Origin of the sequence: Paracoccus homiensis, from assembly GCF_900111675.1 — a bacterium.
Classification (GTDB): Bacteria; Pseudomonadota; Alphaproteobacteria; order Rhodobacterales; family Rhodobacteraceae; genus Paracoccus; species Paracoccus homiensis.
The window spans coordinates 367,254-391,831 of sequence record NZ_FOHO01000002.1; the positions used below are offsets into that span (position 1 = coordinate 367,254).

At 65.3% G+C, this 24,578-nt stretch carries 22 protein-coding genes; 13 read left to right on the plus strand and 9 right to left on the minus strand.

Features of this window, described 5'->3' with window-relative positions; translation table 11 throughout:
* Window positions 1-2: 2 nt before the first annotated feature.
* Window positions 3-638, plus strand: coding sequence for a PqiC family protein (locus BMX67_RS04150; protein WP_245739166.1), 636 nt, complete (start codon window positions 3-5; stop codon window positions 636-638).
* Between the two features lie 4 nt (window positions 639-642).
* On the opposite strand, the gene BMX67_RS04155 is transcribed toward BMX67_RS04150, so the two are convergent.
* Complete coding sequence (locus BMX67_RS04155) at window positions 643-1,560, minus strand: DMT family transporter (protein WP_245739168.1); 918 nt, start codon at window positions 1,558-1,560, stop codon at window positions 643-645.
* 92 nt (window positions 1,561-1,652) lie between these two features.
* Between BMX67_RS04155 and BMX67_RS04160 the strand changes: the two genes are divergently transcribed.
* Window positions 1,653-2,486 carry a helix-turn-helix transcriptional regulator gene (locus BMX67_RS04160; RefSeq protein WP_090732720.1) on the plus strand — a complete coding sequence of 278 codons (834 nt, stop codon included), beginning with the start codon at window positions 1,653-1,655 and terminating at the stop codon, window positions 2,484-2,486.
* A gap of 65 nt (window positions 2,487-2,551) precedes the next feature.
* Here BMX67_RS04160 and BMX67_RS04165 read toward each other — a convergent pair whose 3' ends face one another.
* Both BMX67_RS04165 and BMX67_RS04170 read right to left on the minus strand, forming a co-directional pair.
* Window positions 2,552-2,851 carry an HU family DNA-binding protein gene (locus BMX67_RS04165; RefSeq protein ID WP_090732721.1) on the minus strand — a complete coding sequence of 100 codons (300 nt, stop codon included), beginning with the start codon at window positions 2,849-2,851 and terminating at the stop codon, window positions 2,552-2,554.
* Between the two features lie 152 nt (window positions 2,852-3,003).
* A complete protein-coding gene (locus BMX67_RS04170) occupies window positions 3,004-4,488 on the minus strand; it encodes an AMP nucleosidase (protein ID WP_175479803.1) in 1,485 nt (494 codons plus the stop codon).
* A gap of 95 nt (window positions 4,489-4,583) precedes the next feature.
* Between BMX67_RS04170 and BMX67_RS04175 the strand changes: the two genes are divergently transcribed.
* From BMX67_RS04175 to thpD, 3 genes are all read left to right on the plus strand, one after another.
* Window positions 4,584-5,441, plus strand: coding sequence for an SDR family oxidoreductase (locus tag BMX67_RS04175; RefSeq protein ID WP_090732723.1), 858 nt, complete (start codon window positions 4,584-4,586; stop codon window positions 5,439-5,441).
* Between the two features lie 50 nt (window positions 5,442-5,491).
* Entirely contained in the window at window positions 5,492-6,718 is a 1,227-nt protein-coding gene (locus BMX67_RS04180; protein ID WP_090732898.1) for a UbiH/UbiF/VisC/COQ6 family ubiquinone biosynthesis hydroxylase, read from the plus strand.
* Between the two features lie 198 nt (window positions 6,719-6,916).
* On the plus strand, window positions 6,917-7,855 hold the full coding sequence (gene thpD / locus BMX67_RS04185) for an ectoine hydroxylase (RefSeq protein ID WP_217645769.1): 939 nt from the start codon (window positions 6,917-6,919) through the stop codon (window positions 7,853-7,855).
* 51 nt (window positions 7,856-7,906) lie between these two features.
* On the opposite strand, the gene BMX67_RS04190 is transcribed toward thpD, so the two are convergent.
* Genes BMX67_RS04190 through BMX67_RS04200 form a run of 3 tightly spaced genes read right to left on the minus strand, consistent with a single transcriptional unit; the run spans window position 7,907 to window position 12,210 of the window.
* Window positions 7,907-9,469, minus strand: a complete 1,563-nt coding sequence (locus BMX67_RS04190) for an alkaline phosphatase D family protein (RefSeq protein WP_090732724.1) — start codon at window positions 9,467-9,469, stop codon at window positions 7,907-7,909.
* A 54-nt stretch (window positions 9,470-9,523) separates the two neighbouring features.
* Window positions 9,524-10,978 carry a UdgX family uracil-DNA binding protein gene (locus tag BMX67_RS04195; RefSeq protein ID WP_342707897.1) on the minus strand — a complete coding sequence of 485 codons (1,455 nt, stop codon included), beginning with the start codon at window positions 10,976-10,978 and terminating at the stop codon, window positions 9,524-9,526.
* Complete coding sequence (locus BMX67_RS04200) at window positions 10,975-12,210, minus strand: putative DNA modification/repair radical SAM protein (protein ID WP_090732725.1); 1,236 nt, start codon at window positions 12,208-12,210, stop codon at window positions 10,975-10,977. The genes BMX67_RS04195 and BMX67_RS04200 overlap by 4 nt, the downstream gene beginning before the upstream one ends.
* A gap of 142 nt (window positions 12,211-12,352) precedes the next feature.
* Between BMX67_RS04200 and BMX67_RS04205 the strand changes: the two genes are divergently transcribed.
* A complete protein-coding gene (locus tag BMX67_RS04205) occupies window positions 12,353-12,925 on the plus strand; it encodes a LolA family protein (protein WP_090732902.1) in 573 nt (190 codons plus the stop codon).
* Between the two features lie 176 nt (window positions 12,926-13,101).
* Complete coding sequence (locus tag BMX67_RS04210; protein ID WP_090732727.1) at window positions 13,102-14,001, plus strand: DMT family transporter; 900 nt, start codon at window positions 13,102-13,104, stop codon at window positions 13,999-14,001.
* On the opposite strand, the gene BMX67_RS04215 is transcribed toward BMX67_RS04210, so the two are convergent.
* Window positions 13,979-14,908, minus strand: a complete 930-nt coding sequence (locus tag BMX67_RS04215) for a LysR family transcriptional regulator (RefSeq protein WP_090732728.1) — start codon at window positions 14,906-14,908, stop codon at window positions 13,979-13,981. The two genes, BMX67_RS04210 and BMX67_RS04215, sit on opposite strands and share 23 nt — an antisense overlap.
* Before the next feature lie 106 nt (window positions 14,909-15,014).
* Between BMX67_RS04215 and BMX67_RS04220 the strand changes: the two genes are divergently transcribed.
* On the plus strand, window positions 15,015-16,013 hold the full coding sequence (locus tag BMX67_RS04220) for a zinc-binding alcohol dehydrogenase family protein (protein WP_090732729.1): 999 nt from the start codon (window positions 15,015-15,017) through the stop codon (window positions 16,011-16,013).
* A gap of 9 nt (window positions 16,014-16,022) precedes the next feature.
* Here BMX67_RS04220 and BMX67_RS04225 read toward each other — a convergent pair whose 3' ends face one another.
* The gene (locus tag BMX67_RS04225; RefSeq protein ID WP_090732731.1) at window positions 16,023-17,414 is read right to left on the minus strand and encodes an aminotransferase class V-fold PLP-dependent enzyme; all 1,392 of its coding nucleotides are present in this window, start codon (window positions 17,412-17,414) and stop codon (window positions 16,023-16,025) included.
* An 87-nt stretch (window positions 17,415-17,501) separates the two neighbouring features.
* Here BMX67_RS04225 and BMX67_RS04230 point away from each other — a divergent pair, with 87 nt between their 5' ends.
* The 5 genes from BMX67_RS04230 to pdeM are packed head-to-tail and all read left to right on the plus strand — an operon-like array spanning window position 17,502 to window position 23,591.
* Entirely contained in the window at window positions 17,502-17,978 is a 477-nt protein-coding gene (locus BMX67_RS04230; RefSeq protein WP_090732733.1) for an Lrp/AsnC family transcriptional regulator, read from the plus strand.
* A gap of 30 nt (window positions 17,979-18,008) precedes the next feature.
* On the plus strand, window positions 18,009-19,001 hold the full coding sequence (locus BMX67_RS04235; RefSeq protein ID WP_090732734.1) for a ligase-associated DNA damage response exonuclease: 993 nt from the start codon (window positions 18,009-18,011) through the stop codon (window positions 18,999-19,001).
* Window positions 18,998-20,548, plus strand: coding sequence for a cisplatin damage response ATP-dependent DNA ligase (locus BMX67_RS04240; RefSeq protein ID WP_090732736.1), 1,551 nt, complete (start codon window positions 18,998-19,000; stop codon window positions 20,546-20,548). Before BMX67_RS04235 ends, BMX67_RS04240 begins: the two co-directional genes overlap by 4 nt.
* Complete coding sequence (locus BMX67_RS04245) at window positions 20,545-22,920, plus strand: ligase-associated DNA damage response DEXH box helicase (protein ID WP_090732737.1); 2,376 nt, start codon at window positions 20,545-20,547, stop codon at window positions 22,918-22,920. The genes BMX67_RS04240 and BMX67_RS04245 overlap by 4 nt, the downstream gene beginning before the upstream one ends.
* Window positions 22,917-23,591: a ligase-associated DNA damage response endonuclease PdeM gene (pdeM, locus tag BMX67_RS04250; protein WP_090732739.1), complete on the plus strand. Its 675-nt coding sequence runs from the start codon at window positions 22,917-22,919 to the stop codon at window positions 23,589-23,591. Before BMX67_RS04245 ends, pdeM begins: the two co-directional genes overlap by 4 nt.
* Before the next feature lie 58 nt (window positions 23,592-23,649).
* Here the strand turns inward: pdeM and BMX67_RS04255 are convergent, their stop codons facing one another.
* On the minus strand, window positions 23,650-24,414 hold the full coding sequence (locus tag BMX67_RS04255) for an outer membrane protein (RefSeq protein WP_090732740.1): 765 nt from the start codon (window positions 24,412-24,414) through the stop codon (window positions 23,650-23,652).
* Between the last annotated feature and the right edge of the window lie 164 nt (window positions 24,415-24,578).

A 24,578-nucleotide genomic window follows, 5' to 3' on the forward strand; every position in this document is an offset into this window, starting at 1 on the left:
TCATGAACACACGACTTCTGCTGGCGATGGGCTTTGCCGCACTGGGCCTTGCGGCCTGTTCCGACCCCGAGGCGACGGGCCGTTACCTGATCGATCCGCCCGCCACCGGCGCGCAGGTGCCCAATCGCATCGGCACCGCCGAGCTTCTGGATGTGTCGCTGCCGGAATATGCCGCCGACCAAGAGGTGATGTGGCAAAGCGCCGATGGTGCCGTCAGGTCGAACCCGGACAACCTGTGGGCCGACAGCCCGCAGCGCGGCTTTACCACGGCCCTCGCGCGCGAGATCTCGACCGTGTCGGGCGCGACCGTGATCGAAGAGCCCTGGCCCCTGGCGGAACCGCCGCAGCGCCGTGTTCAGGTGCGGGTGGAAAAGGCGCTGGCGCAATCGAACGGCGTCTATCGTCTGACGGGGCGGTATTTCGTTTCGGATGAAGGATCGGGCGGCGTGAACCACGCGCGCAGCTTTGACATTTCGGTGCCGCTTGCCAGCGATCAGCCCGCCGCCGTCGCGCCGGCGCTGTCGCAGGCGATCAGTCAACTGGCCCAACAGATCGCGACGCTGTCGGGACCGGGGCGCGCGATCACGACGCGCACCCCGGCCGATCCCTTTGCGCTGGACCCGATCTTCGGGTCATAAGCGTCTAGCCCGCTTTGACCTGCCGGGTCGCGATCCGGCGGGTCAGCCACGTGATGCGGCTGAACATCACGATATTGCCCAGCAGAACCAGCCCCAGACCGGCGACCGCGCCGGGCGTCCAGCGGAACCCCTCGAACAGGGTCGAAATCAGCAGCGCGACCACCGGAAAGATCACCGTGGCATAGCCCGCGCGCGCCGATCCGATCCGCGCGACCAGCATCAGATAGGTCGTGAACCCGATGACCGAGCCGATCACCGACAGGTAGACCAGCGCGGTCCAGTAGGTCAGCCCGGTGGGCATCACCATCGGCGTGCCGGTCAGCCCGATCACCCCCAGCAGCACCAGCGCCCCGATGCCCATGCCCCAGCTGTTGGCCACAACGGGCGAGATCCCCATCTGGCTGTTTCTGCGCGACGCCATGTTGCCAAGCGAAAAGATCATCGTTCCAAGGCCGGCCCAGCCGATGCCCTGCAAGGTCCGGGTGGCGTCCGTGCCCGAAAGCTCGGCCTGAAACAGCAGGAACAGTCCGGTGGCGCCGATCACTCCGGCCAGTACGACCCGCGCCGTGATCCTGTCGCCGAAAAGCAGGCGCGCATTGATCGCGTTGAAGATCGACGCCAGCGAAAACACCACCGACACCAGCCCCGAGGGGATCAGCGCCGAGGCATTGTAGATCGCGACGAAATTGAAGCTGAACAGGCACAGCGCCTGCACCAGAACAAAGCGCCAGCGATGGGGCAGGCGCATACGCCCGATGGCGGCCAGACCCGCCAGCATGACGATGCCCGCCAGCGCGAAACGCAGGAAGATCGACTGAATCAGGGGCACCTCGCCGATCTGGGCCGAGATGCCGATCCATGTGGTGCCCCAGATCAGGACGGTGGCGACAAAAAGAAAGATCGTGTTCATATCGGGCGGCATAGCCGGGATCGCGGCGAATGTTTTGCAGATTCTTGCGCTGAACTGCCCGTGCGGGCTTTTGCGGGGCAGGGGGCGGGGTTAGCTGTCATCTGATGAAGGACACGGTTCGGGGATATATGCGGGCTTCGCCCGTCGCACGCCAGATCGCACAGCTGGATCTGGGCGATGGCTGTGGCGTGGCGATCTGGGAGAACCAGGATGACGAACGCCATTACGACGCACCCCGCGACCACACGTTCAGCCTGTATCTGCAAGGCGGCACCGGTACGCAGCGTCTGGATGCGGGTGGGATCGCGGGGCGACCCGGTGCCATCTGCGTCATGCCCGAGGGCTGCGGCTCTGCCTGGCGCATCACCGCGCGGTTCCGTTTCGTGCATCTGTATCTGTCGGATGCGCGACTGCGGTCGGGCTTTGCCTGGATCCATGATTGCGACGCGCGACAGATCGACCTGCCCGAGGCGACCTTTGCCGAAAACCCGCGGATGGCCGGACCGCTGCGGGCGATGTCCGCCGCGGCGCTGGACGGTGACGCATTGCGGGGCGGCACGGCGGTATCCGATCTGATCCGCGGCCTGTCGCCACGGCGCGTCCCGCTGCGTGGCGGGATGGCGCCCTATCTGCTGCGCCGGGTCGATGAATGGATCGAGGCGCATCTGGATCAGACCATCCATCTTGCGGATCTGGCACTGCTGACCGACCTGTCGCCGTTCCATTTTCACCGCATGTTCCAGCACTCGCGCGGGATGGCGCCCCATGCCTGGGTGACGCATCGGCGGGTGATGCGGGCACAGACGCTGCTGGCGGGACATGCGCCGATCGCGGCGATCTCGGCGGCCTGCGGCTTTTCCAGCCAAAGCCACATGACCCGCGTCTTTCAGGCCCGCACCGGCATGACCCCGGCCCGGTATCGCCGCCTGTCGGTCTGACGGGCATGAAAAAAGGGGGTCAGCCCGTGGCCGACCCCCTTTCTATCCGTTTGCCTTTGGGCAGATCAGCTGTTGACGCTGTCCTTCAGGGCCTTGGCAACGGTGACCTTGACCTGCTTGTCAGCCGGCTTGGTCATCATTTCCTGGGTCTGCGGGTTGCGGACCTGACGCTCGGGGCGGGCGCGGCAAGCGATCTTGCCGATGCCGGGCAGGGTCACGGCGCCGCCATTTGCGACTTCGCGGGTCACAACGGCTGCAATCGCGTCCAGTGCCGCGGTTGCCGATTTCTTGTCCGAGCCCATTTCTTCGGCCAGCGTCGCCACCAGTTGCGTTTTGGTCATCGGTTTAGCGGAAGGCGTAGCCATGTCTTCTGTCTCCTCTTGCCCGGTTCATCGGGGGCCAATAATTAGCGCCTTTTGCGGCATATCGCCTGCTACACACGCTTTTGACGGGCAGATCAAGCCTTTTTCGCGAAACACGGGAAAACCAGCATTCCTTGGCCCGATCTGACGCGCGGTCACAGGAATGCGGTCTCGTTGAACGAGCGCAATTTGCGGGAATGGATGCGTTCCAACGGCATTTCCCGCAGTTTTTCCATCGCCCTGATCCCGATCAGCAGGTGGTTGGCGACCTGGGTGCGATAGAAATCGGTGGCCATGCCGGGCAGCTTCAACTCTCCGTGCAGGGGTTTGTCGCTGACGCATAGCAGGGTGCCATAGGGCACGCGGAACCGGAAACCGTTGGCGGCGATCGTCGCGCTTTCCATATCCAGCGCCACGGCCCGCGACAGCGACAGGCGGTGGACCGGCCCCGACTGGTCGCGCAGTTCCCAGTTGCGGTTGTCGATGGTGGCGACGGTGCCGGTCCGCATGATGCGCTTCAGCTCGTAACCTTCCAGACGCGTCACCTCGGCCACGGCCTCCTGCAGGGCCACCTGCACCTCGGCCAGGGCCGGGATCGGCACCCAGACCGGCAGGTCGTCATCCAGCACGTGATCTTCGCGCAGATAGGCATGGGCCAGCACGAAATCGCCAAGCGACTGGCTGTTGCGCAGCCCTGCGCAGTGGCCGACCATCAGCCAGGCATGGGGACGCAGCACGGCGATATGGTCGGTGGCGGTCTTGGCGTTCGACGGACCGACCCCGATATTGACCAGCGTGATCCCCTGACCGTGTTCGCGCTTCAGGTGATAGGTCGGCATCTGCGGCATCTTGGGCAGGGTCGTCAGCGGCGCATCGGCATCGGTGATTTCCTGATTTCCCGGTGCGACGAAGGCGGTATAGCCCGAGTCCGGGTCGGCAAGCACGCTGCGGGCGAAGGCCTCGAACTCATCGACATAGAACTGGTAGTTGGTGAACAGGACGAAGTTCTGGAAATGCTCGGCCGCGGTGGCGGTGTAATGCTGCAGGCGGGCCAGCGAATAGTCGATGCGCTGCGCGGTGAAGGCCGACAGATATTGCGTGCCATCGGGCTGTGGCCCGGCGACGCCGTTGACGATGTCATCATTCATCGTGTTCAGGTCCGGCACGTCGAAGACATCGCGCAGCGAAAAATCCAGAACGCCCTCCTGCGGCACCGCAAGATCGGGGCGGGTGGCAACGGCGAAATGCACGGGCATCGGCGTTTCCGACAGCCCGACCGTCACCGGCACACCATGATTGCGGATCAGCAGGGCGATCTGTTCTTCCAGATAGTTGCGGAACAGGTCGGGGCGGGTGATCGTCGCGGCATAGCTGCCCGGATCGGTCACATGGCCAAAGGACAGGCGCGAATCGACCTTGGTGTGACTGGCGACCGTCAGCCGCAATTCGGGATAGAATGCCCGGAACCGGGCCTTTGGCGTGCTGCCATCGGTCAGCGCCGAGAAGTTCCGCGTCAGGAAATCGGTGGCTTCCTGATATAGCTGGCACAGACGCTCGACCGCGCTGGCGGCATCGGTGAACTGTTCGCGCGGGCGCGCTTCGGGGGTTTCGACGGGCAGAAAACGGGAATCCATATCCATGCGGGAAAGTCCTTCTGATTGGTTCGACCCTGCCAGCAGGGCGCGGGAACGGCAAGCGTCTGGCGCCCGTTTGCCGCCGGCGTTACGTTGCCGTCATGGAAATGCTGATATTCGGTCATGGTTACACTGCGGGTTATCTGACCCCCCTGCTGCGGCAGGCGGGCTGGACGGTTACGGGAACGACGCGCGACGATCCCGCGCGGGTCCGCGCGGCGGGGGCGCAGCCGCTGATCTGGCCCGGCGATCAGGCAGGCGTCGTGGCGGCGATCCGGCGTGCGGATGCGGTCCTGATTTCGGCCGCGCCGGGGCCGGATGGCGATCCGGTTCTGGCGGAACTGGCTGATCGGATCGCCGCGTCGCGGCTGCGCTGGTTGGGCTATCTGTCGACCACCGGGGTCTATGGCGACCGCCAGGGCGGCTGGGTCGACGAGGACAGCGAGCTGGACGCCTCGACCGCGCGCGGGCAGGCCAGGATTGCCGCCGAGGCCGCGTGGCGTGATCTGGCCGCGCGACATGATCTGCCGCTGCATATCTTCCGTCTGGCGGGGATCTATGGGCCGGGCAGGGGGCCCTTTTCCAAGCTGCGCAACGGCACGGCGCGGCGGGTGATCAAACCTGGGCAGGTCTTTTCGCGCATTCATGTCGAAGACATCGCACAGGTGCTGATGGCCTCGATCGCGCGGCCGGATCCGGGGGCGGTCTATAACCTGTGCGACGACGATCCCGCGCCGCCGCAGGATATCATCGCCTGTGCGGCCGACATGCTGGGCATGCCCCCCCCGCCCGAGGTGACCTTTGACCAGGCCGATCTAAGCCCCATGGCGCGGTCCTTCTATGCCGACAGCAAGCGGGTTCGGAACGACCGGATCAAGCGCGATCTGGGCGTGAGGCTGACCTATCCCGATTTTCGCAGCGCATTGCAGGCGATCCTGAAGGCCGAGGCGGACGGATAGCGAAAAAGGGTCGCATGGACTTTGCGCCGGACCCGTGCAAGATCGCGGTCATGAAGACGGATTTCGATGTCGTGATCGCGGGCGGCGGGCTGAACGGCCCGACCTTGGCACTGGCTTTGGCGGGGGCCGGTTTGCGCGTGGCGGTGGTCGATCCGCGCCCCGCAGATGCACGCGCCGGGCAGGAATTCGACGGGCGTGCCTATGCGCTGGCGGTCGCCTCGCAGCGGTTGTTGCAGGCGCTGGGTCTGTGGGGCGATCTGGCTGCCAGCGCCCAGCCGATCGTTCAGGTCAAGGCATCCCAGGGCGACCCCGGCGAGGGTGCCGCGCCCTTCTTTCTGCATTTCGACAGCGCCGAGATCGAGGAAGGCCCCGTCGGCTACATGATGGAGGATCGTTTTCTGTATCGCGCCCTGCTGGCGGCGATGCAGGGGCGCGTCACCCATCTGTCGGGCCTGTCGGTCGCGGGGCAACGGGCGGGCGATGCCGCTGTCGCGGTTGATCTGTCCGATGGGACCTGCCTGTCCGCGCGGGTGCTGATCGGCGCCGATGGACGCGGATCGGGGGTTGCGACGCGGGCGGGTATCCAGCGGCAGGGATGGGATTACGGTCAGACCGCGCTGGTCGCCGCCATCGACCATGAACTGCCGCATCAGGGCATCGCGCATCAGTATTTCATGGCGACCGGGCCGCTGGCGATCCTGCCGCTGCCGGGCGGGCACCGCAGCAGTGTCGTCTGGTCCGAGACCCGCGACAACGCCACGGCCATCGCCGCGCTGCCGGATGCGGATTTCCTGAAGGTCCTGCAACCGCGCTTTGGCGATTACCTGGGCGCGATCTCGCTGGCCGGGCCGCGTTTTTCCTATCCGCTGAGCCTGTCCCTGGCGCGCGACTATGTGACACCGCGCGTGGCCTTGGTCGGCGATGCCGCGCATGGCGTGCATCCGATCGCGGGGCAGGGGCTGAACCTTGGTCTGCGCGATGTGGCGGCGCTGGCCGAAACCATCGTCGATGCAGCCCGCCGGGGCGAGGATATCGGCGCGATCAATGTGCTTGAACGCTATCAGGGCTGGCGGCGTTTCGATGCAACCAGCCTTGCCCTTGGCATGGATGCGGTTAATCGCATGTTCGGTCAGACCAACCCGCTGATCCGCGCCGCGCGCGGTCTGGGGATGCAGACGGTGACCGCGATCCCGTCGCTGCGGCGCGGGTTCATGCGTCAGGCCGCGGGCCTGTCGGTCGATCCGATGCCACGGCTGTTGCAGGGCCGGGCGCTGTAATCCGCGACCGGGTTGACCCGCGCCGTCCCGACTGACAGCTTCGCGCCCGTCACGCGATCTGGCAGGCCGCGCCGGCAGCGCTGATCTTTATCAATCGCCCGGACCGGAACGTGGCCCTTGTCGTCGCGTTGGCTGATCGTGTTCGCGACCGCCTTGCGGACATGATGCAGAACCCAGATTCAAAGGAGGAGAGACGTCATGAATGTCATGCACCCACAGAAGCAATTCGCGGGGCAAGACCTTTATCCGACCCGCCTGCCCGATGAAGAGCGGATCACCGAAAGGCAGGACCCCGTCCTGTGGTCGGACTGGACCGAAGACGCGCCGATCACCCGTGACGAGGCCGATCATTACAAGGACAAGGGCTATCTGGTGCGACGCGACCTGTTCAGCCCCGACGAAGTGACGAAGCTGATCGAGGCTTCGGCCGAGATCCGTGCCGATGCCTCGGCCATCCGGGCCGAGGATCTGGTGACCGAACCGGGCACGGATGCCGTCCGCACCATCTTTCGGCTGGATGACCACAGCGACGTGTTCGCCCGGCTGGCCCGCGATCACCGGCTGGCCGATACCGCGCGCTTCCTGCTGGGCGACGAGGTTTACCTGCACCAGAGCCGGTTGAACTATAAGCCGGGCTTCACCGGCAAAGAGTTCTATTGGCATTCCGATTTCGAAACCTGGCATGCCGAGGACGGGATGCCGCGGATGCGGGCGGTGTCGGCCTCGGTCCTGCTGACCGACAATTCGGCGCTGAACGGTCCCCTGATGCTGATCCCCGGTTCGCACCGTCGCTTTGTCGCATGTCAGGGCGAAACGCCGGACGACAACCACCAGTCCAGCCTGAAAAAGCAAGAGATAGGCGTGCCCTCGACCCGCATGCTGGAACGGCTGGCCTCTCAGGCGGGGCTGGATGCCGCGACCGGACCGGCGGGCACGGTGATCTTCTTTGAATGCAACACGCTGCATGCCTCTAACGGGAATGTAACGCCGTTCCCGCGCTCGAACGCGTTCTTTGTCTATAACGCGGTGTCGAATGCGGCGGTGGCGCCATTCGCGGCACCGAAGCCGCGTCCGGCCTATCTGGCCCATCGCGGCAAGGTCGAGCCGCTGGCCGTGCAGCGCGACCGTTTCGCCTGACGCGACCGTGACACGCCCCCGCCGCATCGGGCGGGGGCGTCCGTCACCAAATCACGCGGTCTTGGGGTCCAGCGTGATCGACCACAATTCCTGATCGGCGCGGTCCATCAGGCGCACGGTCATCTGGCCCGAGGCCCCTTCGATATCGACCATGCCGAAGAACTGCATCCCGGCCGAAGGCGGCAGGTTGGCCTGACCCGGTGCCGGGGCCTTCACGAATTTCACCTCGGGGCCGAAGGTCATGTCCATGTCGTTCGGACCGAAGGTCCCGGCATGCAGCGGGCCGGACACGAATTCCCAGAACGGTTCGAAGTCCTGGAAGCTGGCGCGGTCGGGGTGGTATTCATGCGCAGCGGTGTAATGCACATCGGCGGTCAGCCAGACGGTGTTCAGGATCTTTTCGTCGCGGATAAAGCGCAGCAGCTGCGCGAATTCCAGTTCGCGGCCCTTGGGTGCGCCGGGATCGCCATTGGCGATGGCTTCGACATATTTCTGATCCTCGGACACCTTGTCCCAGACATTGACGCCGATCGGCATGTCGCAGGCGATGACCTTCCACGTCGCATCCGAGGCTTTCAGCGCGGCTTTCAGCCAATCCAGCTGCGCCTTGCCCAGAACCTGCGACTGGGCGGTGACCTCATCCTCCATCCCTTCGCTGTTGGCGCCACGATAGCTGCGCAGATCAAGGAAGAAGATGTCCAGCAGCGGACCATAGGCGATCTTGCGGTAAACACGGCCGGGTTCGGCGGGCGTATAGCTGATCGGGGTCATTTCATGGAAGGCGCGCTGGGCGCGGGCGGTCAGCAGGGCGACGGATTTTTCGGTATAGCGGTCATCGCCGGTCAGGTCCTTGCCGGGCGACCAGTTGTTGACGACTTCGTGGTCGTCCCACTGAAACAGCGTCGGCACCATGGCCGACATGGCCTGCGCGTGCTGATCCATCTGGTTGTATTTCCAGCGGCCGCGGAATTCGTCCAGCGTCTCGGCGACCTTGCGGACCTCATCGGTCAGCACCGTGTTGCGCCAGATGCCGCCCTCGATCTCGACCTCGTCCTGCATCGGGCCGTCGGCATAGATGGTGTCGCCGGAATGGATGAAGAAATCGGGCTGATGCGCGGCCATGGTGGCGTAGGTGCGCATGCCCTCGTCATCGATGCCCCAGCCCTGACCGGCGGTATCGCCCGACCAGACGAACCGGATGTCGCGGCGGGTGGTCGGCGCGGTGCGGAACTGGCCGATGACCGGTTCGCTGCTGGCATTGCTGTCGGACAGGTCGGTGGCGGTCATGCGGTAGAAGACGGTCTGATCGCCCGCGATCCCCTGAAGCATCGCCTTGACGGCATAATCGCTTTCGGGAAGCGCGTTCAGCGCGGCGACCTGACGTGCATTCTGAAAGCTTTCATTGGTGGCGACTTCCAGCGCGATCCGCGCGGGGCGGTCGGCGCGGGTCCAGACCATGCCGCCCTGCGCGGTGATGTCGCCCGATTGCACGCCATGGGTAAAGACCGGGCGGCTGCCGGCGCGGCTGATGGCGGGCATCGCCAGCAGCGAGCCGGTGGCAAGGCCGGACATCAGAAGGCTGCGGCGGGACATGCGGGATGCGCGGAAGGACATGTTTCTGGCTCCTGTTGGCGGGATGCGCGCAGGGTTAGTCCGGCTGCATGACGGTTAAGTGTCGGAAGTGCAGTGATTTTGTGACCATTGGCCCAGCAGCTGCGCCGCCTGAGACAGATCGGCGACAAGCTGCGCCCGCGCGGTTTCCGCGGTCGGACCATCCTGCCGCAGGATCAGGCTGGGATGCCATGTAATCAGCACCGGCCCGCCATCCAGCGCGGTTTCGACCCGACCGCGCCGCGGTGTCAGCGGATCGCGGTTGCCGGTCAGGGCATGGGCAGCGGTTGCGCCAAGCGCCACCGTCAGGCCGGGTCGCAGCATCTGTCGTTCCAGATCCAGCCACCAGCGGCAATGCCGCACCTCGCCCGCTGTCGGGGTCTGATGCAGGCGTCGTTTGCCACGCGGGGTGAATTTGAAATGCTTGACCGCATTGGTCAGCCAGCTGCGGTCGGCATCGATCCCGGCTTCGGCCATGGCCCGGTGCAGCAATTGCCCTGCGGGACCGACAAAGGGCCTGCCCTGCAGATCCTCATGGTCGCCGGGGGCCTCGCCCACGATCATCAGCCCTGCGGCGGGATCGCCGCGACCAAAGACGGTCTGGGTGGCCGCGTGGCACAGATCGCATCGGGTGCAGCGCGCGGCCTGATCGCGGGCCTGATGCAGCGTCACGGGCGGGCCGTCATCGGGCACCTGCCGCAGCCGCGCCGTAACCCGCGCCGCCCGGCTGGGCGCGGTCGAGGCACCCGCCTGCGCCATGGCCTGCACGCGCCGGGGCGCATCGGCCAGCATATCGGGGATCAGCCGCGTTTCCGGCAGGTTCTTCCAGTATTTCACCGGCATTTCGGATCGCATCGCACCGATCTTGATGCGCGCGGGATTGAAGATATTGGCAAAATAGGTGGCCCACAGATCGTGGCTTGCATCCTGCGGCAGGTCGGGGCGCGGTGCGGGCGGGTCATAGGCGATTGGCCCGCCGTCAAAGCGGGCGATCCCCTCGGGCGTGGCGATCAGCCAGTTCATGTCTGCGAAACGCTTGGCAAAGAACGGGGTGCCGGCTTCCAGAATCGGATGCTCGGGCTCGAACCACGCACCAAAGCTGCGTCGCGCCCCGCCGCCCGGCAATTCGTGGAACCGCACAAAGGCGTGCATCTTGTGAATGTCGCGCCGCACCGATTTCGCCATGCGCGACAGCCGGTCGATCATCGCATCGGCGGGATTGTCCAGAAACCCGCGTTCGATCTGCGCGCGGATCAGCGCGGCATAAAGCAGGGCAAAGCGTTCGGGGTCGGAATGGCTGACGACCTGCCGCGCAAGGTCCAGAAATTCCCTGGTGGCGCGGACGGGCCGGTCGCCTGCGGGGGGCAAGGGGTCGGCGCCGAACAGATCCGGCGCATCGCCCGGTTGCGCCCAGGTGACATCTTCGGGGCGGATCCCGGCGCTGGCCAGTTGCCGCGCGGCGTCGCGCCAGGCCTGAAACCGTTGAAACCGGGGCAGGTCGATCCGGATCACGAAAACAGGTCCAGCTGTTCCGGCGGCGGGGCAAATCGCGCGCGCAGCCCGTCGCTGTCGGTCAATGCGCCGGGATGCCAGTCGGGCAGGGTCACGAAGGGCCGGGCCTTGGACATGATCGCCCCCATGCGCAGCAGATCGCCATAGCGCACCGCACCGTTCCGCCGCGCCGCAAGGATCCGGCCCACCGTCTTGGTGCCAAAGCCCGGCACGCGCAGCAGCATGTCGCGGCTGGCCCGCGCCACATCGACCGGAAATGCCGCGCGATTGGCCAGCGCCCAGGCCAGTTTCGGATCGATCGCCAGATCCAGGTTGCCCGAAGGATGCGCGGCGCCGATCTCATCGGCCTCGAACCCGTAAAAGCGCATCAGCCAATCGGCCTGATACAGACGATGTTCCCGCATCAGCGGCGGCTTGATCAGCGGCAGCGCGGCCGAGGCATCGGGAATGGGCGAAAAGGCCGAGTAATAGACCCGCTTCAACCGATAACCCGTGTAAAGATTGGCGGAGGTGGTCAGGATCTGCCGATCGGTGGTCTGATCCGCGCCCACGATCATCTGCGTCGATTGCCCCGCGGGCGCGAAGCGCGGCGGGCGCTTGCCGGTGAAGGATCTTTCCTTCGCGGCTTCGCGACCCAGACGCACATCGGCCATGGCCGCGCGGATTGTTTCGGGCCGTTTTTCGGGCGCAAGGCGGCGGATACTGGCATCCTGCGGCAATTCGATATTCACCGACAGGCGGTCGGCATAAAGCCCGGCTTCGGCCACAAGGTCGGGGGCGGAATCGGGGATGGTCTTCAGGTGGATATAGCCCTTGAACCCGTGATCCACCCGCAGCATCCGCGCGATGCGGACCATGTCGCCCATGGTCTGATCGGGGCTGCGGATGATGCCCGAGGACAGGAACAACCCCTCGATCATGTTGCGGCGATAGAATTCAAGCGTCAGCTTTACCACTTCGTCCGGCGAGAACCGCGCGCGTTCGACATTGCTGCTGACCCGGTTGATGCAATAGGCGCAGTCATAGATGCAGAAATTGGTCATCAGGATCTTCAGCAGGCTGATGCAGCGTCCGTCGGGCGTATAGGCGTGACAGATCCCGCTGCCCCCCGCCGAGCCGATGCCCCCGGACCGCGAATCGCGCCGCGTCGTGCCGCTGCTGGCGCAAGAGGCATCGTATTTCGCCGCGTCCGACAGGATTGCCAGTTTCTGCTGAATCGATTTCATCGCCATGCGCGCAGTATGCGTTCCTTGTTTGTTCCTTTCAATATGATCTATGTTGTCAGGAACCATAACGAACCCGCGAGCGTTCGCGCCCATTGCCATCCGTCAGACGTGATGTGCAGATGGAATTGAAACGGATATGATCGGGGTCATGAACATTCGCTCTCTCGCCCTTGCGCCCGCCCTTGTCCTTGGCCTTGCCTTTCCGGCGCTGGCCGAGAAAATCCCGCTGGGAGAAATCTCGCGCTATCTCAACAGCCTGAAGACCGTCTCATCGGAATTCACCCAAGTGAACGCCGATGGCAGCATCTCGACCGGGACGGTCTATATCCGCCGTCCGGGCCGTGTCCGGTTCGAGTATAACAACGACAAGACGCTGATGGTCGCCTCGGGCGGGACGGTGACGGTGGTGGACCCGAAATCGAATGGCGGGCCGCAGAAATACCCGCTGTCGAAAACACCGCTGTCGATCATTCTGGCGGCAAATGTCGATCTGGGCCGCGCCAATATGGTCACCGGCCACAGCGAGGCCAAGAATTCGACCGTGGTAACGGCGCAGGACCCCGAACATCCCGAATACGGCAATATCCAGATGGTCTTTACCAGCCCGACCGAGCTGCGTCAGTGGGTGGTCACCGACGATAGCGGGCAGAAGACGACCGTGATCCTTGGCGAGATGCGCAAAGGCGCGTCCATCGCGGATTCGAAATTCGTGATCCGCTGACCCTGGATTTCCCCCCCACGGATTGGGGCCGCGCAGCCGGACGGGCTGTGCGGCCCTTTTTCGTCGCGATGGCCCGACCCATGCATTCCGACCTGCCCAGCCATGCGATGCGGGGGCTTTCTGTGCGCCGTCGGCTCTGCTAGCGATTCTTCATTATCTGCAATGGGGGGAAGGTCATGGATTTACGCGCGGTTCTGATGGGGGTGACCTTCGCGATCATGTGGGCCTCGGCCTTTACCACCACGCGCATGATCGTGACCGAGATGCCGCCCCTTCTGGCCCTTGCCGCGCGTTTCGCGATTTCCGGCGCCATCGGTATCGGGCTTGCGCTGGCCCTGGGCGAAAGCTGGCGCCGGCTGACGCGGGCGCAATGGCGGGCGGTGGTCATTCTGGGCCTGTGTCAGAACGCCCTGTATCTGGGCCTGAACTGGGTCGCGATGCAGTGGATCGAGGCCGGGCTGGCCTCGATCATCGCGGCGACGATGCCCTTGATGGTGGCCCTGCTGGGCTGGATCGTGCTTGGCGAAAGACTGCGGCCCATGGGGGTCGGCGGGCTGTTTCTGGGCCTGATCGGGGTGGCGATCATCATGGGGTCGCGCCTGCAAGGCGGCAGTGACCCGGTGGGCATCGCGATGGGCTTTGTCGCGGCGCTGGCACTGGCCGTGGCGACGCTGACGGTGCGCGGGGCCAGCGGCGGGGGGAACGTGATGATGGTCGTCGGCCTGCAGATGCTGGTTGGTGCGGTGTCGCTGGCCATCATCGGCCCGATCTTCGAGGATTGGCACCTGACCCCCGGCCCACGCCTGTTCTGGGCCTTTGGCTATACCGTGCTGGTGCCCGGACTGGCCGCGACCTGGATCTGGTTTCTGCTGGTCGGGCGTATCGGTGCGGTCAAGGCGGCGACCTTCCATTTCCTCAGCCCGTTCTTCGGCGTGACCATCGCCGCGCTGCTGCTGGGCGAGGAACTGGGCATCGGGGATGCCATCGGCGTCGGCATCATCATGCTGGGCATCCTTGCGGTGCAGTTGGCCCGGCAGCCCGCCCCGACCCCGGTCAGGCGCCCGCCCCCGGCGTGACGGACTGCACCCGCCACGCCTCGGGGCGCAGCGATTGCAGCAGGAAATCCATGAAGCAGCGGACCTTGGGCGTCAGCACATTCGACCGCGGATAGATCAGCCACAGGACCGAGGCGTCGTCCAGCCGCCAGTCGGGCAGCAGGTGGATCAGCCGCCCCGCGCGGATTTCATGTGCCACGCTCCAATGCGAATTGATCGAGATCCCGGCCCCGGCCAGCGTCGCGATCCGCTGCGAGGTGCCGTCATCCAGGATCGTCCGGCAAACCATGCTGCGCGGATCCAGGGTAAAGCGCTGCCCCGTCGCATCGACCAGATCGCGGGCCGCCGTGGTGGCCCATGACAGAAAATCATGCCCGCCCAGTTCCTGCGGCACCGATGGCGTGCCGCGCCGGTCCAGATAATCGGGCGACGCGCAAAGGATCCGCGTATCGTCGCCCAGCTTGCGCCCGCGCAGACTGCTGTCCTGCAACGGACCGTTGCGCAGGGCCAGGTCAAAGCTGCCTTCGATCAGGTCGAACCGGGTATCGGACAGCCGCAGGTCCAGCGTGATATCCGGATACAATTCGTGGAACTGCGGCAGCAGCGGCATGATATGCAGCTGTGCGAAACTGCTGGGCGCGGTGAACCGCAGCGTGCCGGATGGCTGCTGGGCGTTCAGGCCAAGCGCCGCGCGCGCGGCCTCGGACTGGGCCAGGATGTCGCGGGCATAGGGCAGAAAGGCCGCACCGTCCTGCGACAGCGACACCTTGCGCGTGGTGCGGTGCAGCAGCTCGGCCCCCAGCTCATGTTCCAGCTTGGCCAGACGCGCGCTGGCCATGGCCGGGGCCAGCCCAAGACTGCGCCCCGCGGCAGAAATATTCAGCCGCTCGGCCGCAATGACAAACAGGCGCAGGGCTTCGATATCCACGGGATTATCCTGAAATTCGGAAAACTGAACTCTGATATGCGGCGTTACCCCACGTTTTTAAAGCGCTATCTTCCGATGCAAGCGATTTGGCAGAAGGATGATCGACATGAGGGCACTTGGCTATGAGCGCACGGGCGCAGCGGGCGAGGTTCTGGTTCAGCAGGATATCGACCGACCCGAAATCGGGCCCCGCGATCTTCTGGTGGCGGTCAAGGGCATCTCGGTCAACCCGGTCGATGTGAAGCTGCGCGCGAACCGTGACCCGCAGGGCTTTGGCACATTGGGTTTCGATGCCGCCGGTGTCGTGGTCCAGGCCGGCGCCGAGGTGACCGGCTATCGCACCGGGGACGAGGTGTTCTATGCCGGTGATGTGACGCGCGCGGGCTCGAACGCCGAATTTCAGGCCGTGGATGAACGGATCGTGGGCCGCAAACCCGCCTCGATGGACTTTACCGAGGCCGCCGGCATGCCGCTGACCACGATCACCGCATGGGAAATGCTGTTCGACAGCTTCCGCCTGACCGAGGGGGACGGCACGGGGCAGTCGCTGCTGGTGATCGGCGGGGCGGGCGGGGTCGGTTCGATCCTGATCCAGTTGGCCAAAAGGCTGACCGGGCTGACCGTGATCGCCACGGCGTCGCGGCCCGAAACCCAGGACTGGGTGCGCAAGATGGGCGCCGATCACGTGATCGATCACCGTCAGGATCTGGTGGCGCAGATGCGCGACCTGAACATCGCACCGCAATATGTCGCAAGCCTGACCGGCACCGAACAGCACTGGCCCGCGATCATCGAACTGATCGCCCCGCGCGGTCATGTGGCGCTGATCGACGATCCGGCGTCGCTGAACATCCTGCCCGCCAAGCCCAAGGCGCTTAGCGTCTCGTGGGAATTCATGTTCGCGCGCCCGATGTTCGGTGCTGACATGCTGGCGCAGCGTGATCTGCTGAACCGGTTGTCGGCGATGCTGGACGCGGGCGATCTGCAATCCACCGTGACCCGGCGCGCCGACAGCCTGACCCTTCAGACCCTGGCCGCCGCCCATGAATTGCAGGAAAGCGGTCGCGTGATCGGCAAGCAGGTGCTGCCCGGTCTTTCGGCCTAAGGCCGCGCGTCAGGCCGCGACCGGGGTAAAGATCGCCGTGGCGGGATCGACGCGATAGCGGTGCAGATGATCCTGCGCGTTTCGGGCCAGATCGACGATCGCGTCCAGAATGGCGTCGATCTCGGCCTCGGGCGCGGCCCAGCACAGGTTCAGGCGCACGAAACCGGGCTTTTCGATCTCGTGACCGTTCAGAATGGCCTGGCGCATACGCTGTGACTCGGTCGCCCCGATGCCCAGCAGCCGATGCACATAGGGCCCGGCGCAGGCGCAGCCCCCTCGCGCCTGCACGCCATGCAGATCGGACAACATCCGCGTCGCCAGCTGCTGATGAATGAAGCCGCCGCGCCCGTCACCGATGCGAAACGACAGGATCGGCAACCGCGCGGCGCTGCCTTGCCCCAACAGGCAAAGCCCGGACACCTCGCACAACCTGTCGGCCTTGCACAGCCAGCGCCGATGGATCGCGTCGATCGCGGCCTGCCCGACATGGTCCTTCAGCGCAAAGACCATGGCCGCGCGAATGTCGCCCAGAACATTCGGCGTACCGCCCTCCTCGCGCGCTTCGATCGTATCCGCATAATCATGCGCCCGGTCGTTCACGAAACGCACCGTGCCGCCGCCCGGCAGGGTCGGACGCCGCGCCACCACCGCGTCGCGTCGCAGCACCATCACACCGCTGGCCCCCGGACCACCGATGAATTTATGCGGCGAGGCGACGACCGCATCCATCCCAAGTCCCATGTCGATCGGCAGATAGGGCGCCCCCCCGGCAAAATCCCAGACCACCGTCGCGTTCGCACGCTTCATCACCCCGGTGACGGCGGCCACATCGGTCAGAACGCCGGTCACGTTCGAGGCCGCCGAAAACGCCCCCAGAACCGGCTCGTCCGTTGTCAGTTCCCGCGCCAGAATATCCAGATCGGGCCCGCCCGCAGGCCCTTCTGGGATCTCGACCACGCGGGCGCCGGATTCCCGCCATGGCAGAATGTTCGAGTGATGCTCATAGGGTCCGATCAGCACTGTCCAGCCCGGCCCGACCCCGAACAGATGCACCAGCCGGTTCAGCCCCGCCGTCGCCCCGGCCCCGGTGAACACGACCGCATGGTCGCCCGTGCCGCCCACACAGCGCAGGATCTCGGCCCGTGCCGCCCGCCGCAGGCGCGTCATCACACCGCCGCAATGGCTGGCCTCGGTATGGCTGTTGGCATACCAGGGCAGAATTTCGTCCATGATGCTGGCCTCGACCTGTCGCAGCGCCCGCCCCGAGGCCACGTAATCGGCATAGATCATCCGCCGCGGCCCGAATGGCCCCTCGATCACCGCATCGCGCCCGATCAGCCCGTCATGGATGCTTCCCACATCCCCCAATCCCGCGCGAAACCTGTCAAAGAAATCCATCATGCCACTCCTGATCTCGACGCAAGGTGACACAGGTATAGCGAGGTTTTGATTTCTTCTTTGTCAAAATACCCCTATCCTGCGGGTCAAATGAACGAACAGACGCATCAGATCGACGAAATCGACCACCGGATCCTTGCGGCTCTGCAACAGGATGGCACCCTGTCGCAACGCGCCTTGGCCGAACGGGTGAACCTGTCCCAGAACGCCTGCTGGCGACGGCTTCAGAAACTGACGCAGGCGGGGATCCTCAAAGGCAATCGCGCGGTGATCGACGCGGATCGGGCGGGCCTGCATCTGACGGTGTTCGTGATGATCCGCACCCGGCACCACGACGATGCCTGGGCCCGGCATTTTCGCGCCCGCGTCGACTCCATCCCCGAGATCACCGAACTGCACCGCATCGGGGGCGAATGGGACTATATGGCGAAACTGGTGACGACCTCGATGGCGGGCTATGACCGCTGCTACAAGGCTTTGATCGCAGATATGGATCTGGAACGCGTGACGGGCGTTTTCTCGATGGAAACGATCTTCGAGGCCCGGCCTCTGCGCCTGCCGCGTTGATTTTCACGAAATGTTCGCCATCTTGGACCCATGCGCGCCGATCAGATACTGCATCCGACCGACCACGGCCTGTATTGCCCGCCCGGTGATTTTCATATCGACCCGATCCGCCCGGTTCCCCGTGCGCTGATTACGCATGGCCATGGCGATCATGCCCGCGCGGGACACGGCGCGGTCCTGGCCACGCGCGAAACGCTGGACATCATGGCGATCCGCTATGGCGAGGATTTCACCGCGTTCCGGCAGGTCGCCGACGGGTGCATCCGGATCGGCGATACGCAGGTCAGCTTTCACCCGGCGGGACATATCCTTGGTTCGGCCCAGATCCTTGTTCAGCCCGATCACGGACCCAGGATCGTCGTATCGGGCGATTACTGCCGTCGCGCCAATCCGGTCTGCGCGCCGTTTCAGCCGGTGCCCTGCGACATCTTCGTGACCGAGGCGACCTTCGGCCTGCCGGTCTTTCGTCATCCCGATCCGGTCGATGAAATGGCCCGCCTGCTGGCCAGCATGGCCGAATTTCCCGACCGTCCACATCTGATCGGCGCCTATGCGCTTGGCAAGGCGCAACGTCTGATCGCCTTGGCCCGGCAGGCCGGGATCGACGCGCCCATTGCCATCCACGGTGCCCTGCAGCGCCTGTCGGATTATCACATCGGGCAGGGTGTCGATCTGGGCCCGCTGGTCCCCGCGACGGCCGATGACGTGCCATCGGGGCTGGTCATCGCCCCGCCCTCGGCCTTTGCCAGCCCATGGGTGCAGCGGTTCCGCGACCCGGTGATCGGCTTTGCGTCGGGATGGATGCAGGTCCGGGCACGCGCCCGTCAACGCGGTGTCGAACTGCCCCTGATCGTCAGCGACCATGTCGACTGGCCACAGGTCACCGACACGATCCGCGAATTGTCGCCCGAACAGGTCTGGATCACCCACGGAACCGAGGACGGGCTGATGCGCTGGTGCGAGCTGAACGGCTTTGCCGCCCGCCCCCTGCGCCTGGTCGGCTATGAGGATGAACCGGAATGAAGGCGTTTTCGCATCTTCTGGAACGGTTGGCCTTCACCCCGGCCCGCAATGCCAAGCTGCGGCTGCTGCGCCATTATCTGGAAACGACCCCGGACCCGGATCGCGGTTATGCCCTGGCAGCGCTGACCGGAGATCTGAAACTGCGAGCGGTCACGCCCAGCCTGCTGCGCGGCTTGATGGCGGAACGGATCGACGAACAGCTTTTCGCCCTGTCCTATGATTTCGTCGGCGATCTGGCGGAAACCATTGCGCTGCTGTGGCAGGGCGATAGCGATCAAGAGGTGCCCCTGCGCGATGCGGTCGACCTGCTGTCCAACACCGGCAAGGCGGCCCTGCCCGCCGCCATTGCCGACATGCTGGACCGCCTGCCGCCCGCGCAGCGGCTGGCCTTCCTGAAGCTGGCAACCGGCAATATGCGCGTCGGCCTGTCCGCCCGCATGGCCCGGATCGCGCTGGCAGATATGGGCCAGCCGGATGTCGCCGATATCGAGGAGATCTGGCACGGCCTGACCCCGCCCTATCAACCGCTGTTCGACTGGATCGCGGGCGGTGAACGCCCCGCCCATGCCGCGCTTGCGCCGTTTCGTCCGGTGATGCTGTCCACGCCGGTCGATCTGGAACAGCTGCGCGCCTTCGATCCGGCGGATTACATGGCCGAATGGAAATGGGACGGTATCCGCGTTCAGGCGGTGAATGACGGTGGCACCCGCAGGCTGTATTCCCGCACCGGCGAGGATATCGGCGCGGCCTTTCCCGATATTCTGGATGCGCTGAATTTCAATGGTGCCGCGGATGGTGAATTGCTGGTCCGGCGCGGGACCGAGGTCGCATCCTTCGGCGATCTGCAAAAGCGGCTGAACCGCAAGACCGTCGGCAAGACGATGCTGGACAGCCACCCGGCCGCGCTGCGCCTGTATGATCTGATGATCTGGCAGGACCGGGATCTGCGTGACCTGCCCCTGTCGGAACGTCGCGCCATCCTTGAGGAAGCCAATTTCGGCAGCGACCGGATTGATGTCTCGCCCCTGCTGACCTTCACGACCTGGGACGATCTGGCGGCGCTGCGGGCCACGCCGCCCAGCATCGTGATCGAGGGGGTGATGCTGAAACGCCGCGACAGCCTGTATCTGGGCGGGCGTCCGCGCGGGCCGTGGTTCAAATGGAAACGCGATCCGATGCTGGTGGATGCGGTGATGCTGTATGCGCAGCGCGGGCGTGGCAAGCGATCCGGTTTCTACAGCGATTTCACCTTTGGTCTGTGGGATGGCGATCAGCTGGTGCCGGTCGGCAAGGCCTATTTCGGCTTTACCGACGAGGAACTGCGCCAGCTTGACCGTTTCGTGCGGACGAACACGACGGATCGCTTTGGCCCGGTTCGGGCCGTTGCCCCCAAACTGGTGCTGGAGGTCGCGTTCGAGGGGCTGAACGAATCCAGTCGCCACAAATCCGGCATCGCGATGCGTTTTCCCCGGATCAGCCGCATCCGCTGGGACAAGCCCGCCGCCGAGGCCGATCACCTGACCACATTGCACGGGATGCTGCCGTGACGCTGCCGACCGCGTTTCAGGACTGGTTCGCCCGGCAGGGCTGGCAGCCGCATCCGCATCAGATCGCGCTGCTGAAGGCGCAGGGCGACAGCCTGCTGATCGCCCCGACGGGCGGTGGCAAGACGCTGGCCGGGTTCCTGCCCAGCCTTGTCGATCTGCGCGATCCGCCGGGCGGGCTGCACACGCTTTATGTGTCGCCGTTGAAGGCGCTGACGGCGGATATCGCGCGCAATCTGGCGCGGCCCGTGGCCGATCTTGGGCTGGATCTGCGGATCGAGGATCGCACCGGCGACACCCGACCCGGCCAGCGCGCGCGACAGCGTGTGGACCCGCCCGATATCCTGCTGACGACGCCGGAATCGCTGGCCCTGATGCTGTCCTATGAACAGGCGCCGCGCATCTTTGGCAGCCTGCGCCGCGTGGTTCTGGACGAATTGCACGCGCTGGCCGAAAGCAAGCGCGGCGATCAGCTGATGCTGTGTCTTGCGCGGTTAAGGTCCTTGGCGCCGGGGGTGCAGGTGACGGGCCTGTCGGCAACAGTCGAGGATCCTGGCGCATTGGCGCGGTTCATGGGCGGTGCGGATATCATCCATGCCGATCCCGGCCCCGATCCCGATATCGCGATGCTGGCAACGACGCAGTCCGCGCCCTGGGCGGGCGGTGGCGGTCACTATGCCATCCCCGAGGTACTGGACCAGATCCGGCAGGCGCGGACCACCATCGTCTTCATCAACACCCGCGCCCAGGCCGAGCTGTTCTTTCAGGCGCTCTGGGCGGCGAATGACGAAAACCTGCCGATCGGGCTGCATCACGGCAGCCTGTCGCGCGAGGCCCGCCAGAAGGTCGAAACCGCCATGGCCGCGGGGCAGTTGCGCGCCGTGGTGGCGACCGGCAGCCTTGATCTGGGGATCGACTGGGGGGCGGTCGACCTGGTCATTCAGATCGGGGCCCCAAAAAATGTCAAACGACTGGTGCAGCGTATCGGCCGCGCCAATCACCGCTACAACGCGCCGTCATGCGCGCGGATCGTGCCCGCCAACCGCTTTGAGGTGATCGAATGCGTCGCCGCGTTGCAGGCGGTGCGGGAACGCGATCTGGATGGCGACCCGCGTGGCCCCGGTCCGCTGGACGTGCTGTGTCAGCATATCCTGCTGACCGCCTGCGCCGGTCCGTTCGATGCCGATGACCTGTTTCGCGAATTGCGCGAGGCCGGCCCCTATCGCGATCTGACCCGCGCGGATTTCGATGCCTGCCTGGATTTCGCGGCGACCGGCGGCTACGCGCTGCGGGCCTATGATCGCTGGCAGCGGCTGATGCAGCGGGACGGGCTGTGGCGTCTGCGCGATCCGCGTGCGGCCCGCGATCTGCGAATGAATATCGGCACCATCGTCGAGGCCGAGATGCTGAAGGTGCGGATGCGCGGTCGCGGCGGTGCGCCCCTGGGCGAGGTCGAGGAAAGCTTTGCCGCGACCCTGCAACCCGGTGACACCTTCCTGATCGGCGGGCAGACGGTGCGCTATGAAGGGCTGCGCGAACTGGTGGTCGAGGTGACGAAACAGCCCACCAAACAGCCCCGGATCGCGGTGTTTTCGGGCCTGAAGCTGGCGACATCGACGCAGCTGTCGCATCGGGTGCAGGCGCTGATCGGCGATCCGTCGCAACATGCCCTGCTGCCTGGTGAAACCCGCGACTGGCTTTCCTTGCAGGCGCGGGTCAGCGCCCTGCCGCGCGATGGCGTCCTGCTCAGCGAAAGCTTTCCGCATCAGGGCCGCTGGCATCTCGCGCTGTATGGGTTTGCCGGGCGAAATGCGCTGCAAACGCTTGGGCTTTTGATGACACGGGTGATGGAACAGGCGGGGCTTGGGCCCTTGGGGTTTCTGTCGACCGATTACGCGCTGCTGATCTGGTCGATGGACCCGGTGCGCGACCCCGCGGCGCTGTTGAACCGCGATGCGCTGCGCGAGGGCCTGGGCGACTGGCTGGCCGGGAATGCGGTCATGAAGCGCAGCTTTCGCACCATCGCCACCATTGCCGGCCTGATTCAGCGCAACCTGCCCGGCCAGCGCAAGACCGGTCGGCAGGCAACCTTTTCCAGCGATATCCTGTACGATACCCTGCGCCGCTATGATCCCGATCACCTGCTGTTGCGGATCACCGCCAGCGAGGCGCGGCGCGGATTGGTGGATTTCGACCGGATCGAGGACATGCTGCGCCATTCGCCCCATCACGATCACCGAATGCTGGATCGCGTCAGTCCGCTTGCGGCGCCGTTGCTGCTTGAGGTGGGGCGCGTGCCGATCGCGGGGCAGGGGCGTGAACGGCTGGCCGAAGAAGAGGCCGCCGCCCTGATGGCCGAGGCCGGCCTGACATGAGCGGGTATGAGTTCGACTTTGACGGCCAGCGCCTTCAGGCCCGCGCATCCGGCGCGCTGTACTGGCCTGCGCGCCGCTGGCTGGTCGTGGCCGATCTGCATCTGGGAAAATCCGAACGCATGGCCCGGCGCGGGGGCGCCCTATTACCCCCCTACGAGGTGCAGGCGACGCTGGATCGCCTGCAATCCGAGATCGCGGCGACCGATCCGGCCTGCGTGATCAGCCTGGGCGATGGGTTCGATGACGATCTGGCGCTGACCGCGCTGCCCGACGCGCTGTGCGCGCAGTTGCACGACATGGCGCGGGGGCGGGTCTGGCACTGGATCACCGGCAATCACGATCCGGTCCCATTGCGGGTCGGCAGGCTGCCGGGGTCGGGGCTTGCCGAACTGCGCGATGGCCTGCTGTTTCGCCACGAGGCCGGGCAGGGGCCGGATGTGTCGGGTCATTATCATCCCTGTATCCGGCTTGCCGGACAGCGGCGCCGTGCCTTTCTGATCGGGCGGGATCACCTGATACTGCCCGCCTTCGGGGCCTATACCGGCGGGCTGATCGCGGATGATCCGGCGTTGACGCGGCTGATCCCGACGGGGTTGGCGGTTGCCTGCGGCGATCGCGCCATCCCGCTGCCGCTGCCTGTTTCGGGGGCGGTGCGGGGGCGCCGGGCATAGGCGCATGAAAAAGGCCGGCGCATCGCTGCGACCGGCCCTTCGTGACATGTGTCAGGGATCAGAAGTTGAAGTTGATACCCATCTTGACGTTCTGATGCTTCGGCGTGGCCACCGTCACGGCAGAGCTGTTCGTCGCGCTGTCGGTGAAGGTCACATCCTCGCGGCCGAAATCGCGATACTGGTATTCGGCAAAGATCGACATGCGGTCGTTGACCTGACGTTCGACCCCAAGTCCCAGCACGTAACCCTGCGCGGTATAGCCTTCGGTGGCCGACCCATCGCTGCCCGACAGCTTGTAGTCGAAATCACCATGGGTCACACCGGCTGCGCCGTAGATCATGGTCTGCGGGTTCACCAGATAGCCGGCCTTGAAGACCAGCGAGGCGATGTAGTTGACCGAGGATTCGACATTGCCGTCGGAGGTGGACCCATCGGCAAAGCCGAGGGTGAAATCCTCATCGGCATCGACGCTGCCGCCCTCGATGGCCAGCTCGGGGCCATAGACCCACTGGCTGCGCTGCCAGCGATACCCGGCATGCAGATCGACGGTGGGGCCCGAAATCTCGACATTGGTCAGGTCGGTGCGGCGGAAGGCGCGTTCGCCACCCTCGAAGAAGTCCAGTCCGACCTCATCATCGGCGCCGAAGGAATATCCCAGCGAAACACCGCCATAGGCGCCGCCCCAGGTGCCGACGGGGGCGGGTTCGACCGGTGCGATCGGGGTCGTGTCAACCGGCGCAACATACCCGCCGGCCTGTGCTGCGACCGGCAGAAGGGCCGCTGCAAGAACGACTGCGGGGATTGTGCACGATTTGAAACGCATTTTATTGCTTCCCTACTGAACCAAGACGGGCCGACGGAATCGACACGAAAACCAGATACAGCATAGCACGGGGAAAGGTTGATCGCAGGTTAATCGCGTCGATGTCATCGCGTTTTCCGGGCCACAGACGCAAGAAAGCCACAGCGCACAGGCCGGGCGCGGGG